This window comes from Acinetobacter sp. I-MWF (assembly GCF_025433935.1).
In the GTDB taxonomy this organism is placed as follows: Bacteria; Pseudomonadota; Gammaproteobacteria; order Pseudomonadales; family Moraxellaceae; genus Acinetobacter; species Acinetobacter guillouiae.
Map to the genome: position 1 here is coordinate 3,710,263 of NZ_JAMBAR010000001.1, position 14,810 is coordinate 3,725,072.

Sequence of the window (14,810 nt, forward strand, 5' to 3'; positions counted from 1 at the left end):
TCCATGAGTGTGATATGTCTTCTAACCAATATGATGTGATTGTCCTCGGCGCGGGTGCTTCAGGTTTAATGCTTGCGGCAAAAGCAGCTGCCCGTGGTCGTAAGGTCTTAGTGGTTGAGAAAGCCAATAAAATTGGTAAAAAAATCCTCATGTCAGGTGGTGGCAAATGTAACTTCACCAATCTTTATGTCGAACCTGAAAATTTTATTTCACATAACCCACATTTTGTCATCTCTGCCCTGACGCGTTATACCAATTGGGACTTTATTGGGATGGTCTGTGAATATGGCATTGACTATGAAGAACGCAAACATGGACAACTGTTTACCTTAAATGGCGCAAAAGAAATCTTAAGCATGCTACTCAACGAATGTGAAAAAACACATCATGTTGACATTAAAACCAGCTGTGAAGTCAAAGCGATCAACACAGTTAACGATCAGACTTTTCAAGTCGCCACCAATTTAGGCTATTTTCAGGCGGAATCGGTTGTTGTTGCATCAGGAGGCTTATCTATTCCAACATTGGGTGGCTCTGGCATCGGCTATGAAATTGCCAAACAATTTGGTCACCACATCTATCCTACACGCGCAGGTTTAGTTCCCTTCACTTTTTCAGATCAATTTAAAGAAGTTACCACTCGTTTAAGTGGCAATGCGGTTGAAGCAACGCTATCTAACGAGCTAATTGCATTTACTGAAGCATTGTTGTTTACGCATCGTGGCTTAAGTGGTCCAAGCTCATTACAACTTTCAAATTATTGGAATGCAGGACAAGCATTCCATATTAACTTTTTACCAAGTCTTGAGCTGTTTGATTTTTTAAAGCGCAAAAAGCAAAGCCAACCTAAGGTGTTAATCAGAACCTTACTGACTGAACTTTTACCGAAAAGTGTGGTGATTGAACTACAAAATCTCATTTGGTCCGAGTGGGCTGAAACGGCGATTGGGCAATTAAGTGATGAAAAACTTGAAACCATTGCCAATAAATTACAGCAATTTGAAGTCAAACCCTCTGGTACTGAAGGCTATCGGACTGCAGAAGTCACTTTAGGTGGTGTCGACACCACTGAAGTTTCATCAAAAACCATGGAAAGTAAAAAACAAAAAGGTTTATTTTTTATAGGTGAGATTTTAGATGTAACTGGTCATTTAGGCGGGTTTAATTTTCAGTGGGCATGGGCTTCAGCACATGCCGCTTCAGAATATGTTTAATTTAGACTGATCAATTAAGATCTTTCATAAATCAAAAAATGATCATGTGCAGTGAATCATATGGGTATTATGAAAGTGCCTTCTCTTGCTGGGAGAAGGCTAGGATGAGGGCGCTTTTATGTTGATTTATGGTTTAAAAAAGGACGTATGAAAGAAGTCTAATAGAAAGCTTATTCCAGATAATCTGTTTTAAATAAGATAAGTTGGTTCTGGATTTGCTGCTTCTGGGTCACTCGTTGAATCGCCAAATCCATCGACTTTAGATCATGGTTTTTTGCAAATAACGACTGATGAATTTTGTGTAAAAAATAGATGATCTTCATTTCAATTCCTTTGAAAATGATATTTATCAGATGAGTGTGTTCTATATTGCCTACATATTCACCTATTCAATCTAGACAATAAATCATCTGATGTCTATCTATTTTCTATAAAAAAACCGATAAAATTCATGCTTTGCAAACACAATCACTCTTGAGATTTGTTTTGAGATTCATGTTGTTGCTTAACAATTTCGGATGGTTGCTTTTTCGGTTTTGCAAACACAAACTTATAAGCACTTGCTAAAAAACCTACAGTGATTCCTGCAATCACAATGGGTGCAATGAAATTATTTGGCTTTTTCTTAGACATCTCTATTCCCTCTCACTTTTGACCTAAAAATAAAAAGATCGATCAAGCATCAATCCTGATCGATCTTTAAAAGAATTTAAATGTTAATTCGGGTCATCTTTGTCCTGTTTCAATGAATCAGTAAGTGACTTATACTCATTTTCAATCGCAGGGGTATCTGCGGTTACTTGTGTAGCGTCTGTACCACTTGGCTGTGATGAATAAGTATTTTCTTGCTTTAAAGGATTCGGTTGATTTGCCTCTTTCTTGGCTTTATCGATTAAATCCGTTAAAACGCGTTCTGCAGGTTGACGTCCACCTAGACCAAAAGCCAATGCAAAAGCAACTGCCACAGAACCCAAGGTTAAGCCAAAAGCAAGATTAACGATCGAATCGGCAATTCCCATGGCTTTTAAACCCATTGCAATCACCAGACCCATGATCAAAACACGAACCAAGTTGCCTAACCATCTTGAGCTATTGTATTCACCACGCTGCACCACATTCGCCACGATATTGGCCAACCAGAAACCAATCACCAAAATCACTGCGCCTAACAAAATGTTGGCACCAAAGTAAATAAACATTGAGATCAAATGACTAACTTGTTCAAAGCCCAGTCGATTTGCCGCTTCGGAAACAGCAAATAACATGGTAAAGAAAACAATCAGATAACCAATGATACAAGAAACTTTCGTGTCACCTAAAAAGCGTTGCAAATCTAATTTTGCAGGAATTTCATCAATACCCGTTCCAGCAACAACTTCTGAAACCAAACGCCCCACAAAACGAGACACCACATAGGCCACAATTAAAATTAATCCAGCTGCAATAATATGTGGAATTGCATACATGATTTCACCCAGCATTGCGGTTGCTGGTTGTGAAATAGCTTGTATACCAAGTGCTTCAAAAGCCACAATTAACGCAGTAATTATGACAACGGCAAAAACAAAAGAGCCTAAAAACTTCGCTAAACCTTGGTTTGAGTTTTTAAATAGCCCTACTTTTTCAATTTGGGTTTGTAAATTTAGACTGTTGATTAAACCCTCAACAATCCCGCGCAGGATTTTTGCCAAGATATAACCGACAAAAACGATGACACCCGCAATGAAAATATTTGGTATATAAGAGACTGCTTCATTTAGCATGTTCTGCACTGGAAGCAATAAGCCTTGCAAACCTAAAATTGATAATACAATTGGTAGGAACAGCAATAAAATTAGCCAGTACACAATATCAGCGATATTCTGACTGATCGGACTGACCCCCACATCGGCACTTAATTTTTCATCAAGTTGAGTCCGATCCAAGGCTTTTTTTAAACCAACTTTAACCAGATTTGCCACAATCCAGCCAATAAACCCAATGGCTACGGCAGCCAGTAATTGTGGAATAAACAATAAGAATTGCTGGATCATCAAACTAAATGGACTGCTTACGCTGGTAAGATTCAGTACATTTAATGCACCAATCACCGCAATCACCATCACCACCCAAAAAACAATTCGAGAAAGAATACTTTCAATATTTGAACGATGACCTGTTGCTGAAGACAATTTTGTATTTGTACCTAGTTTTTCTAGGATTTTTTTAATTCCTGCTGCAACAATCAGTGCAATAATCCATCCCACAATAAGGATGGCAACAGCGGCGAGAATCGGGTGGAATTGATCCCAATAATACATGGCATCAAATCTCCCCCTTGTTTGTAAAATTTCATTCATTTTTATTTCCTCAAGTTATAGATTTATAACAATCTGAGCGTGCTCAAATGACTTTAAGCAACATTCTTTATTTGAATTGGATACTTGATGAATTACTCTTCTACTTTATCTATTGCTTATATAACGAGCAAATTTAACTGCATAAATACAACAAAAGCATGCAAAAATGAAAAACTCCAGCTTTGCAGCTAGAGTTTGTCTGATCAATATAATCTTTATAGAGGATAATGGGATTAAACCCAGTCGGCGATCATGTAAACAAGCAAGGAAACAAGAAATAACCCCACAAGAATAAGCATATAAATGGGTAAGCGATTCTTATGCGTTATATCTTCAGTACTTGTTACATAAGATGGTTTATTGAAATCGTGTTTCATGACGTCCACCTCCATCGAATTGATGTATTTTTATACTAACAGGCTATTTGTGATCTGTGTGTAAAAATATTTTAAGCAAAAGTAAATTTTAATTCGAGCAGTTCTTGATAGATAAATGAGCTATAATATGTACCCCATTTTTTGGCTATTGTAGATATGGCTTATCAACGACAAAGTGTCGAGTTGGACTTGGACACTGATGTCACGCATCAATGCTTCACACATACCTCAAGAGATGATCATCTCATTGGAATTATTGAATTTAATAAGCCAAGTTATATTCTAAAATGGGGCGATTTAGAGTATTTCCGTCGCCGTACAGATGAATTATCCGTTATGCCTTTTCCAGAATGTATCAATGCGATGATTATTGATATTCGCAATATTGTGCCATTTCTGGATAACGAAGTTCCAATCGTGCCATGGCGTTTACTTGAAGAAGACTGCCCGATACGACTTGTTGTGCCTCAAGATCGTTTAGAACATTATGCAGGGATCTTTGAACCAACGTGGTTAACCACAGACATTGAAATTGCCATTCAAGAATTACGCGAATTTATGGATATGTTCGTACACTAACAGCATATCCATAGCTTAAAAATAAAATTTATTTTTTGCTTATTTGTATTGACGCAGATTTCATCAATGACTTTGATTTCTCAAAGTAAAGTCAACAATTTAAATAGATCATTGACCAAACATTTTAGCTGCCATACGCTGCGCTTGCTTTCCATAAAACCAATAGGTAATTAAATATAAAGGGATTGCCAACATCAGCAACATGATCAATGCTGTGAGCAGAAATTGAGTATTTTGCAGATACATCACAAAAGTTTTCCACACTTCTGGATCATTCTGAGAAAAAAACCAAACACCCGCAAATACCCCAAGTAAATTATAGCCCCAAAATATTGCAGTATAACCAAGGGTCAGTTTTTTACGCTCTTGGTCTGTAGGCGCACGGCGTTGTTGTTTGAGAAAACGATATAAGACGATAATCATCGCAATCAAATATGGTATTGCGGTTAACACGCCAGCAATTTCATTGGGCAATAATGCAGCCAATACACCTGCAACCATGGTCAAGACTAAACAAAGCAGCAAAAACCACAAAAAATATTTGTTTAAAGACACCATGACAACAGCCTAGATTGCATAAAGAACAATATTATAATTTTTTTTCAACTTTTTTTCATTTTCTTGTCAACCAATTTGAAACTGCTGTCGTTATATAAGTATAAGGTCTGCAGCAACCAAATTGATTGCACGGCATCCGCAAAGAGATTTGGAGACCTTCTCTCAGAGAAACTAAAAACTTATGCTTCTTAAGATTCAACTTAGCAGCCTGAATCTTTATAACGAAGTATTTTGGCCGACGATTTACTCATCACTCGAATCGTCGGCTTTTGTTTTTCTGGTATTTGTGTTTTTCGTTTCTGCTTTGACCGCGTGTATGTATATCGCGTTCTTATTCTAACAATACAATCTCTTAGAACCTGTCAATTTCCTCATACTTGAATAAAAAATACAGATCGTCTTTGATTCAATTAATCAAAATTCACTTTCGTCTTGTAAATCAACAAGACGATCTCATGTTCAGTATTGGTATAAGCTTAAATTTGTTTCATCTTGAACTGTTGAGCCACTTTTAAAATTGCCATAAACCCAGCCACAGTAAAAGCCAACATCAAAATTCCCATATTGAATAAATGATTCCATACAAGAAAATTTAATACCACACCACCCAATAAGCCACACGCAAATTGCATACTGCCCATAATTGCACTTGCAGTTCCTGCTCTTGAGCCTTGTTCAGACATCGCCAGTGCCATCGCATTCGGTCCAGTAAAACCAATCCCTGAAACAGAGAAAAATAAACCCAACATGACAATCGCCAATGGTGCATCAGACATGAAACCTGCGCTGACAATAATTAATGCGCCTGTAACCTGAATCAAACCACCAATTTTCAAGCGCAGGATCACCGAGAGTTTGTTGGCTAAACGCTTATTGATAGAAGACAGTAAAATGATACCAAAAGCATTAAAACCAAAGGCAATAGCAAATTGTTGCTGGGTTAAATGATAACCATCCATCAACACTGCTGCCGCGGAACTGATATAACAAAATAGTGCTGCACCAGTAAAACAACCTGCCAACATTGGAAAGCGAAAGCTTCGATCTTTAAAAATAGCAGCATATAAAATAAACACTTGTTTAAAGTTGAGACGCAGCCTGCGTTCTGGCGCGAGTGTTTCCTTAAATAAGAAGTGCACACAAAATAAGCAGAACAGACCAATCACAAACAAGGCGATAAAGACGCCTTGCCAACTAAAGAATTGTAGAATGGCAGCACCCAAGGTTGGAGCAAGAATTGGGGCAATCCCCATCACAATCATCATACTGGAAAAAGCTTGCGCCGAACCTTGCACATCTAAACGGTCTCGAATTGCAGCCCGTGCCATCACCACCCCCACACAGCCCCCTAAGGCTTGTAAAACACGTGCGGCAATCAACGACCAATGATCAGGTGCTAAAACACACAACAAGCTAGCAAAAGCAAACAAGGTCATACCAAAATAAAGCGGTTTCTTACGCCCGATACGGTCACTGATTGGACCATAAATCAATTGACCAACAGCAAGACCAAAAAAATACGCCGGCAAGGTATTGGCGATCTGCTGGGTCGTCACATTAAAATCTTGCGCCATTTGTGGTAATGCTGGCAAATACATATCAATGGATAATGGGCCCAAAGAGGTAAATAAAGCCAAAAGCATAATCCAGCCCGTTGAATACTGCTGACCCACGTTTTTTTCAGACATAGATGGTTTATAATTTGATAAGGAATGTTGCAGACAAGTTTACACTGTCCATTGTATGATTTGTCACAAAGATAAGTGAAAAGCCATATAAGCCAAATCGCATTGCCCAAGTAAATAACACCCTATTGATTTAACAAGGATTTCCTTTGAACACTTGGCTGTTAAAACTCAGAAAAGCAACCTACAACACAAGTTTCATGTATAACTTGAGAATGATCATTGCCTTTACAGGGACTGCATTTGTACCTTATCTGTTGGGACAGCAGTTAATGACCATTCCACTGACCTTAGGGGTGGTTGCAGCAGGTCTCAGTGATATAGACGATCGCTTCTCTGTACGTATCATGAATTTGATCTATACCTATATCGGATTCTTTATCACCGCTGCCTCAGTGAGCCTGCTCTTTCCTTACCCTATTCTGTTTGCGTTAGGTTTGATTGTTTCTTGTATCGGTTGGATTTTATTGGGTTCTTTGGGACGTCGCTATGCCACCATTTCTTATGGCTGTCTGGTGGTTTCTGTATATTCCATGCTTGGGGTGCATTTATTTGATCAATGGTATATCCAGCCAAGTCTATTGGTGATTGGTGCAATTTGGTATGGGCTTATTTCAACCATCAGTTTTTTACTGTTCCCAGTACGGCAGGTTCAAGACAAATTGTCTCAATGTTTTTCATCATTAGGTAATTTTCTATTTTCCAAATCCAATTTGTTTGATGTCGATATGACACCAACCAGCTATCAAGACAGTATGATTAGTTTGTCTATGGAAAATGGACAGCTCATCAGCATTTTTAATGATATGCGTACCGCCTTGTTGACGCGTTTAAAAGGTGACCGAGGACAACGTGATACGCGTCGTAGTTTACAATATTACTTTGTTGCACAAGATATTCATGAACGGGCCGATTCAGCACATATTGATTATCAAAAGCTGGCCAAAATGTTTGAACATAGCGATGTGTTATTTCGTTTCCAACGTATTTTAGCGCTGCAAGGTAAAGCCTGTAAGGATTTGAGTGATAGCATCTTACACCGCACCACTTACCAGCATAATGTCCGTTTTGAGCATGCTTTTAAAAACCTCAGATACTCGCTAGATAAACTCAAAAAAGAAGAAAATTATGACTTAATTTGGGTCAATTCACTGTTTGCGCTTTATCAAAACTTAAAGTCGATTGATGCCCAATTACAAAATCTCGAAACTGAACGGCATATAAAATACGATCAAAGTAAAAATTTCGAAAACCAACTTAAAGATGATGACCTCAAAGGTTGGGATGATATTGTCATTCGAATCAAACAAAATTTAACCCCTGAGTCTGTACTTTTTAGACATGCAATTCGCGTTTCGATTGTTTTGTTTATTGGCTATGTTTTTGTGCAACTCACCAATATTGAATACGGTTACTGGATTCTATTAACCGCACTGTTTGTCAGCCAACCAAACTTTAATGCGACCAAACGACGTTTGAGATTACGGATTATTGGAACCTTAGGCGGCATTATTTTAGGTTATGCAATTTTGTATTTTGTGCCCTCTATTGAAGGACAACTCTTACTACTCGTACTTAGTGGTGTATTGTTTTTTGATTTACGCAGCAAACAATATGCCCAAGCCACTGCCTTTATTACCATCATGGCGCTGATCAATTTTAACTTGGATGGGCTTGGCTATGAGGCTGCGCTACCTCGTATGATTGATACAGTGATTGGCTGTGCGCTCGCCTGGTTCGGTGTCAGCTTTATTTTCCCTGACTGGAAGTTCCGTCGTTTACCCCGCACCATTCAACGTTCACTGGAAGCTCAATGCAATTATTTGGCCAATGTAGTCGCTCAATATCATCAGGGACGCAATAATAGTTTAGACTATCGAATTGTTCGTCGTGCTGCACATAATCGGGATGCAGATGTTGCCTCACTGATTTCAACCCTTGCCACTGAACCAGATTTTGACCCAAGTCAAAAAAGCTTAGCTTTTGAGTTCTTATGTTTAAATCATACCTTTCTTAGCTATATCGCAGCACTCGGTGCACATCGTGAGCAAGTGAAAGACCAACAGGTGCTTAATCTATTGGATCAAGCTTTAGATGATATCTCTGGGGCTTTATTACGGGATGAAATGCCTGATTTAACCGCACATAATATGTTGAAAGCCATTCGTGCCCGTTTAAGTCAAGCCGAGTCAGAAGACTCTAAATCACTCATTATTCTTCAACAATTGTCATTAATGTTCAGTATTTTAAAGCAACTGAGTAGCTTGAAACAGAATTTAAGCCATGAACGAGATGATCAATCTACTGAATTGGCTTCTTTATAAATCTGCATCAAAATTGCATCGTTATTTTGTACAATAGGTGCACTAAATCTTGAGATTTAGTGCTAAACTCTGACTAGATTTACATACATTACTGACACTATGACTGCCAAGAATATTTACGCTTATACCTTACAACCTGTTCCGTACGAAGTTTCGGAAGCCGAACAACGCGGCGCTCAACTTGCAATTTGGCGTAGTACCAATAAAATTGGGATTAAAGCTTGGGCAATCATGGGTGTAGCAGTCATACTCTCATTACTTGGCATCGCTTTAATTAAAAACTATTCAACCATTATTTTTTGGGTGGTTCTTGCTGCGGTTGCCATCTATCTTTTAGTTCGTAAATTCGGTCTTGAATGGTATGTAAAACGCAAGATGAATGAATTTCCAGTTCAGGAAATCAAAGGTGTAAAATTAGGTGTACAGCCAAGTGGTATTGTGATGCGTCAACAAATGGGTGTACAAGAAGGTGTTGGAACCGTGGCTTGGAAAGACATTTATGAATGGTACAACACCCCTGAATTCTTACTGGTAAACTTTAAAGTGAAAGGCCAACAAGGCGCATATATTCTACCTAAACGTATGGATAGCAAGAATTTTCCCTTTGAAACACTGCGTAAACATTTAAAAGAAGTTGTTGGTGAACCCAAGACACTTTAATTTAAAATTTTAAAAGGCCTCCATTTTTGGAGGTTTTTTTGTACTTCGCTATTTTAATAAAAATGATAATGAGAATAAATATTATCTGCAAAATTCATTATCTCTCCGATTTATTCAGCTATAATTTGCTATCAAAAATATTCTGCCCTTTGCATTGCCATGTTTAAAAAGATTTTTTTTCAAATTCACTGGTTTCTAGGGATTACAGCTGGTTTAATTCTCTCAATTATGGGAGTAACTGGTGCAATCTATTCTTATGAACAACCGATTCAAAGATGGTTAAACCCAGACAGCTACACGGTAAAAGTTGAAAATCAGGCAAAACTCACGCCTGCTGAAATTTATCAACATTTCCAAACCCAAAACTCTGAAATGAAAATCAACAGTATTACTGTCGCGAAAGCCGCTGAAGAGGCTTCAAACATTAATATTGTCAAAGAAGGCGCACGTAGAGGTTATACCATGATGGTAAACCCTTACACGGCCGAAGTTCTTCCAGAAGTGAAAGGCAAAGATTTTTTTCAATTTATACAGCAACTGCATCGGAACTTAACTGTCGGTGAAGTCGGTAAACAAATTACTGGCGCCAGTACTTTGATGTTAATTTTCTTTGTACTCAGTGGCCTCTATTTACGCTGGCCGAAAAAGCATTCTTTTAAACAATGGTTTGCCATTAAGCCTAAACTCAAAGGTCGTAATTTCCTTTGGGATCTACATGCTGTAGTCGGCACATGGGTGGTGATCTTTTATTTACTTTTAGCATGTACTGGGCTGTATTGGTCGTATGACTGGTGGCGCAATGGTATGTTTAAAGTAATGGGGGTTGAACGACCTCAGCCTGAAATGCAAGCGGCACGCGGTGGAGAAGGTCAAGGACGTCAAGGGACTTCTGGCAATCCGCAACAACAACCACAACAACGTGGCGAAAAGCAAAATCCAACGACTGGTCATCAACAACCAGACCGTGAAAATAAGCATGAGAATAAAGAAGGTTTAAAACCAGAACAAATTCAACATGTACTTACTCAAACATGGAATGGGTTTAATGCTCAAATTAAACGTGACTATTCGACACTGACTGTTTCGATCCCTAAAAAGCCAGATGGTAAAGTTGAACTCACCTTTGTTGATGCTATTCCACAACATGAGCGTGCACGAAATAAAGCAACCTATAACTATCAAACTGCACAAATTGAAAAATTAGACTTATACGAAAGCAAACCACTCAATGAAAAAATCATGGGAAGTATGCTCCCTGTGCACCGTGGTAGCTTCTTTGGCCCAGTTTTTCAATTCATCGCAATGCTTGCGGCATTGGCAATGCCATTATTTTTTGTTACTGGATGGATGCTGTATTTAAAACGTCGTAAGCAAAAGCGACTCACCCTTGCTGCAAAACAAGCGGGTTCAGCAATTCAAATTGATCCAAATGCAACACCTTGGTTAATTGCTTATGCCTCTCAAACAGGAATGTCTGAGCAATTGGCATGGCGCACCTCAACCAGTCTGCAAGAAGCCCATCAGCCAACAACAGTAAAAGCTGTACAACAACTCTCTGAAGATGATCTCAAGCAAGCCAAACAGATTCTCTTGATTGCAAGTACCTATGGTACAGGTGAAGCACCTGACTTAGCCTCGCACTTTGAGAAAAAGCTCATGGCTACATCATTGGATCTTTCGCATTTAAAATATGCGGTTTTAGCATTGGGTTCACAAGACTATCCTGAGACCTATTGTAGCTTTGGGCATCGCATAGATGCATGGTTAAAACATTCTGGTGCGCAACAATTGTTTGCTACGCTTGAAGTCAACAATGGCAATAATGCAGATATCCAACATTGGAATGACGCTTTAGCAAAAACCACAAAACTCGATCTACAAACAATGTCTATTGATAAAGTTTTTGATCAATGGCGTCTAACAAAACGAGAATTACTCAATCCAAACAGCTTAGGCGCACCCGCATTTAATCTTGAATTACAAGCCAGTTACGATACAACTTGGCAAGCAGGCGATATTGCTGAAATTCAAACGGGAAATAGTCCAGAACGTATTCAATTGTTCTTGGATAAATATCAAGTTCATGCAGAGACAAAAGTGGATTCACTCGAACAAAGCATTCAAGAAGCGCTTTGGAATCGCGATTTAACTGTTGCTATTGAACCTTTTGCCAATATGGAACACTTACTCGAGCAACTCCCTACGCTACCAACTCGTGAGTATTCGATTGCCAGTATTCCAAGTCAGCAAGTGTTGCGTTTGGTGGTTCGTCAGCAACAAAATCCTCAAGGTGAGCTTGGTCTCGGTTCTGGTTGGCTGACAGAACATGTGCAATTGCGTGATAAAATTGCGTTAAGAATTCGTAATAATGAATCTTTCCATTTAATTACCGATAACCGCCCGATTATCTGTATCGGAAATGGTACCGGGATTGCGGGAATAATGAGTTTGATTCATGCCCGTGTTCGTATGGACTATACTGAAAACTGGTTGATTTTTGGTGAACGCCAACAAGCAAACGATTATTTCTTTAAAGATACAATTCAAGCTTGGCAAAATACAGCGATGCTAAAACGTATTGATTTAGCATTCTCTCGTGATCAAGCTGAAAAAATTTATGTACATCATAAACTGCGTGATCATGCCGAAGAACTGAAAAAATGGGTGGCCAATGATGCGGTAATCTATGTATGTGGCAGTATCAATGGTATGGCAACTGATGTTGATCTCGCTTTAATTGATATCCTTGGAGAAGACACCGTTGAACAATTACGTTTAGATGGTCGTTATCGTCGTGATGTTTATTAGGGGCTATTGAATAAATTTACCTACCAAAACCCAAAACCGAGCTCAACTGCTCGGTTTTTTTTGATTCATATATAATAAATGCACAGATTTCGTTTAGAATTAGACTAATTTTTAATGATTTATTTTCACCCATGTATAACAATAAACTCTTCCGCATTGTCTTTTTTTTGCTGGGATTTGTCTTATTCCTCGATGGATTTATTTTAATTTTATATAAAAAAATCCACTTAGGAACAATACTCCCTTTGCTGATTGGCTTAGTCTTTATTACTACAGCAATATGGAGCCAACACATTCAGCAGTATTTAGCCCAACACTTAAAGTTAAAGAAAATCTGGCGCTTAGGATGGGTTCTATTTACGCTTTGGTCTGTCAGCTTAATCGGCTTCTTTGGTTATATCCACTTAAAATCCCAACAAAATACAGCAGAAAATAATCTACAAGCAATTATTGTGTTAGGCAGTGGCATTACCCAAGGAAAAGCCTCACCAACCCTCGCAAAACGTTTAGATCAAGCTGGTGAAATTGCAAAACAACAATCTCAAGCTTTGATCGTTGTCAGTGGTGGTTTAGATTTTGGTGAAGAAAAACCTGAAGCAGAAATTATGTCGCAATATTTACAAGAGCATATGCAAATCCAAGCCAGTAGAATTCTACAAGAAAATAAAAGTACCAGTACTGACTTAAATCTAAAAAATACCCAAGCGATTTTAAAAGCGCATGGTTTAACTTTAGACTCTAAAATTGCGATTGTGACCAGTGATTTTCACACCTTACGTGCCGCAGCAATCGCCAGAAAGCAAGGCTATCATAACTTCATTACCGTAGGTGCTGAAACTCCACTCACGACACGCTATAACGCATGGTTAAGAGAGTATTTTGCCTATATCAGCGGTTGGGTGCTCGGTGAATATTAAGACGCAGAACGCCATATCATTGTTTGTACAGCGTTACTGATGTAAGCGAATTTTACGTGGTAATGGTAAGCGTTTATTGTTTTGAAATAACTCAGGTTGGGTCGTATACATCTGATATAAATAATTTTTGATATCGAGTAAAAATTTATTTGTCGAAACTAAAATATTCCGCCCTTCAGGGGTTAAATTTATAGAAATTGCGGTATTATTTTGTTTGATAAAAGGAATCATCTGTTCAATAAAAACAATGAGTTCAACTTCTTGAACTGCATAACGGCTCCAGTTATCTTTAATCAGAAGTTGTGCCAAATTTTTACTTTGCCAAACAGCTAAAGACTGTTGCCCTGTCGGTGATGCGCACAAAGCCCAGCCATCATCATAAAGAACAAAAACCTTGGTTTGTGAAACAATCATTTCGACAAAATGTTTATATTGGTCTAGGGTTTGAACTGAGTTTTTTTGAGTTGAAGACGCAGCTTTACGTTGATATGGATTTCGCATAGAAAATTTATTTTTAAAATACTTATGCTTATATATTATACAGAAGTTCTAAACAAATAACTAGATTGGAAAATGTGGTGGGCGCTGACGGGATCGAACCGCCGACATTCTGCTTGTAAGGCAGACGCTCTACCAACTGAGCTAAGCGCCCTGAGTGTGGATAAACAAAGTTGTTTACTCTGTTTGAACCTATAAGAAAATCGATGATTTAATCTTAAGTTCTATCCTAAAGATAGGGAGTAAGCGATATGAAGTCTATAATGTTCGATCTTTAAAAATCTAAAACTTCAATTTCTTACTATTCCAAATATCTTAATCTCAGGAAAAAAGATAAATGGCGCAGCGGACGGGACTCGAACCCGCGACCCTCGGCGTGACAGGCCGATATTCTAACCAACTGAACTACCGCTGCGTTGTATATGGTGGGCGCTGACGGGATCGAACCGCCGACATTCTGCTTGTAAGGCAAACCCGCGACCCTCGGCGTGACAGGCCGATATTCTAACCAACTGAACTACCGCTGCGTTGTATATGGTGGGCGCTGACGGGATCGAACCGCCGACATTCTGCTTGTAAGGCAGACGCTCTACCAACTGAGCTAAGCGCCCTGAGTGAGGATCATCACAATATTACTTTATCAGAACATAAAAGAAAACAATATTCCCTTTCAAATTCTTATACATCCAAATATCTTGATCTCAGGAAATAAGATAAATGGCGCAGCGGACGGGACTCGAACCCGCGACCCTCGGCGTGACAGGCCGATATTCTAACCAACTGAACTACCGCTGCGTTGTATATGGTGGGCGCTGACGGGATCGAACCGCCGACATTCTGCTTGTAAGGCA

Annotated in this window: 12 protein-coding genes and 4 tRNA genes; 6 read left to right on the top strand and 10 right to left on the bottom strand. The window is 38.8% G+C overall.

Annotated elements, in window-relative coordinates:
* Positions 1-14: 14 nt before the first annotated feature.
* The gene (locus M2R48_RS16980; protein ID WP_262086845.1) at positions 15-1,214 is read left to right on the top strand and encodes an NAD(P)/FAD-dependent oxidoreductase; all 1,200 of its coding nucleotides are present in this window, start codon (positions 15-17) and stop codon (positions 1,212-1,214) included.
* Positions 1,215-1,384: 170 nt separating this feature from the next.
* On the opposite strand, the gene M2R48_RS16985 is transcribed toward M2R48_RS16980, so the two are convergent.
* The 3 genes from M2R48_RS16985 to M2R48_RS16995 all read right to left on the bottom strand — a co-directional run bounded on the left by M2R48_RS16985 (position 1,385) and on the right by M2R48_RS16995 (position 3,553).
* Positions 1,385-1,537, bottom strand: a complete 153-nt coding sequence (locus M2R48_RS16985) for a hypothetical protein (protein ID WP_004723764.1) — start codon at positions 1,535-1,537, stop codon at positions 1,385-1,387.
* A 145-nt stretch (positions 1,538-1,682) separates the two neighbouring features.
* Positions 1,683-1,847 (bottom strand): hypothetical protein, encoded by a 165-nt coding sequence (locus tag M2R48_RS16990; protein WP_004723765.1) that lies wholly within the window; start codon positions 1,845-1,847, stop codon positions 1,683-1,685.
* Positions 1,848-1,930: 83 nt separating this feature from the next.
* On the bottom strand, positions 1,931-3,553 hold the full coding sequence (locus M2R48_RS16995) for a mechanosensitive ion channel (protein ID WP_262086846.1): 1,623 nt from the start codon (positions 3,551-3,553) through the stop codon (positions 1,931-1,933).
* A 533-nt stretch (positions 3,554-4,086) separates the two neighbouring features.
* Here M2R48_RS16995 and M2R48_RS17005 point away from each other — a divergent pair.
* On the top strand, positions 4,087-4,509 hold the full coding sequence (locus M2R48_RS17005; RefSeq protein WP_004817681.1) for a hypothetical protein: 423 nt from the start codon (positions 4,087-4,089) through the stop codon (positions 4,507-4,509).
* Positions 4,510-4,617: 108 nt separating this feature from the next.
* Here M2R48_RS17005 and M2R48_RS17010 read toward each other — a convergent pair whose 3' ends face one another.
* Together M2R48_RS17010 and M2R48_RS17015 are read right to left on the bottom strand one after the other, a co-directional pair.
* Entirely contained in the window at positions 4,618-5,067 is a 450-nt protein-coding gene (locus tag M2R48_RS17010; protein ID WP_105714347.1) for an ABZJ_00895 family protein, read from the bottom strand.
* Positions 5,068-5,543: 476 nt separating this feature from the next.
* Positions 5,544-6,755 carry a multidrug effflux MFS transporter gene (locus tag M2R48_RS17015; RefSeq protein WP_262086847.1) on the bottom strand — a complete coding sequence of 404 codons (1,212 nt, stop codon included), beginning with the start codon at positions 6,753-6,755 and terminating at the stop codon, positions 5,544-5,546.
* Positions 6,756-6,901: 146 nt separating this feature from the next.
* On the opposite strand from M2R48_RS17015, the gene yccS reads away from it, so the two are divergent.
* The 4 genes from yccS to M2R48_RS17035 all read left to right on the top strand — a co-directional run bounded on the left by yccS (position 6,902) and on the right by M2R48_RS17035 (position 13,461).
* Positions 6,902-9,076, top strand: coding sequence for a YccS family putative transporter (gene yccS, locus M2R48_RS17020; RefSeq protein ID WP_262086848.1), 2,175 nt, complete (start codon positions 6,902-6,904; stop codon positions 9,074-9,076).
* 99 nt (positions 9,077-9,175) lie between these two features.
* A complete protein-coding gene (locus M2R48_RS17025) occupies positions 9,176-9,736 on the top strand; it encodes a YcxB family protein (RefSeq protein ID WP_004817689.1) in 561 nt (186 codons plus the stop codon).
* Between the two features lie 159 nt (positions 9,737-9,895).
* On the top strand, positions 9,896-12,544 hold the full coding sequence (locus M2R48_RS17030) for a sulfite reductase flavoprotein subunit alpha (RefSeq protein ID WP_262086849.1): 2,649 nt from the start codon (positions 9,896-9,898) through the stop codon (positions 12,542-12,544).
* A gap of 131 nt (positions 12,545-12,675) precedes the next feature.
* The gene (locus tag M2R48_RS17035; protein WP_262086850.1) at positions 12,676-13,461 is read left to right on the top strand and encodes a YdcF family protein; all 786 of its coding nucleotides are present in this window, start codon (positions 12,676-12,678) and stop codon (positions 13,459-13,461) included.
* 33 nt (positions 13,462-13,494) lie between these two features.
* Here M2R48_RS17035 and M2R48_RS17040 read toward each other — a convergent pair whose 3' ends face one another.
* The 5 genes from M2R48_RS17040 to M2R48_RS17060 form a co-directional block, all read right to left on the bottom strand.
* Entirely contained in the window at positions 13,495-13,962 is a 468-nt protein-coding gene (locus M2R48_RS17040; RefSeq protein ID WP_034613763.1) for a DUF2750 domain-containing protein, read from the bottom strand.
* A gap of 75 nt (positions 13,963-14,037) precedes the next feature.
* Positions 14,038-14,113 (bottom strand) — tRNA-Val (locus M2R48_RS17045).
* Positions 14,114-14,297: 184 nt separating this feature from the next.
* Positions 14,298-14,374: transfer RNA gene (locus M2R48_RS17050), tRNA-Asp, on the bottom strand.
* A gap of 120 nt (positions 14,375-14,494) precedes the next feature.
* Positions 14,495-14,570: transfer RNA gene (locus M2R48_RS17055), tRNA-Val, on the bottom strand.
* 107 nt (positions 14,571-14,677) lie between these two features.
* Positions 14,678-14,754, bottom strand: a tRNA-Asp gene (locus M2R48_RS17060).
* Between the last annotated feature and the right edge of the window lie 56 nt (positions 14,755-14,810).

Excerpts from the sequence above, each read along its gene's own strand:
- M2R48_RS16980 (WP_262086845.1), top strand. The coding sequence starts at position 15 with ATGTCTTCTAACCAATATGATGTGATTGTCCTCGGCGCGGGTGCTTCA.
- M2R48_RS16985 (WP_004723764.1), bottom strand. The coding sequence starts at position 1,537 with ATGAAGATCATCTATTTTTTACACAAAATTCATCAGTCGTTATTTGCA.
- M2R48_RS16990 (WP_004723765.1), bottom strand. The coding sequence starts at position 1,847 with ATGTCTAAGAAAAAGCCAAATAATTTCATTGCACCCATTGTGATTGCA.
- M2R48_RS16995 (WP_262086846.1), bottom strand. The coding sequence starts at position 3,553 with ATGAATGAAATTTTACAAACAAGGGGGAGATTTGATGCCATGTATTAT.
- M2R48_RS17005 (WP_004817681.1), top strand. The coding sequence starts at position 4,087 with ATGGCTTATCAACGACAAAGTGTCGAGTTGGACTTGGACACTGATGTC.
- M2R48_RS17010 (WP_105714347.1), bottom strand. The coding sequence starts at position 5,067 with ATGGTGTCTTTAAACAAATATTTTTTGTGGTTTTTGCTGCTTTGTTTA.
- M2R48_RS17015 (WP_262086847.1), bottom strand. The coding sequence starts at position 6,755 with ATGTCTGAAAAAAACGTGGGTCAGCAGTATTCAACGGGCTGGATTATG.
- M2R48_RS17025 (WP_004817689.1), top strand. The coding sequence starts at position 9,176 with ATGACTGCCAAGAATATTTACGCTTATACCTTACAACCTGTTCCGTAC.
- M2R48_RS17030 (WP_262086849.1), top strand. The coding sequence starts at position 9,896 with ATGTTTAAAAAGATTTTTTTTCAAATTCACTGGTTTCTAGGGATTACA.
- M2R48_RS17035 (WP_262086850.1), top strand. The coding sequence starts at position 12,676 with ATGTATAACAATAAACTCTTCCGCATTGTCTTTTTTTTGCTGGGATTT.
- M2R48_RS17040 (WP_034613763.1), bottom strand. The coding sequence starts at position 13,962 with ATGCGAAATCCATATCAACGTAAAGCTGCGTCTTCAACTCAAAAAAAC.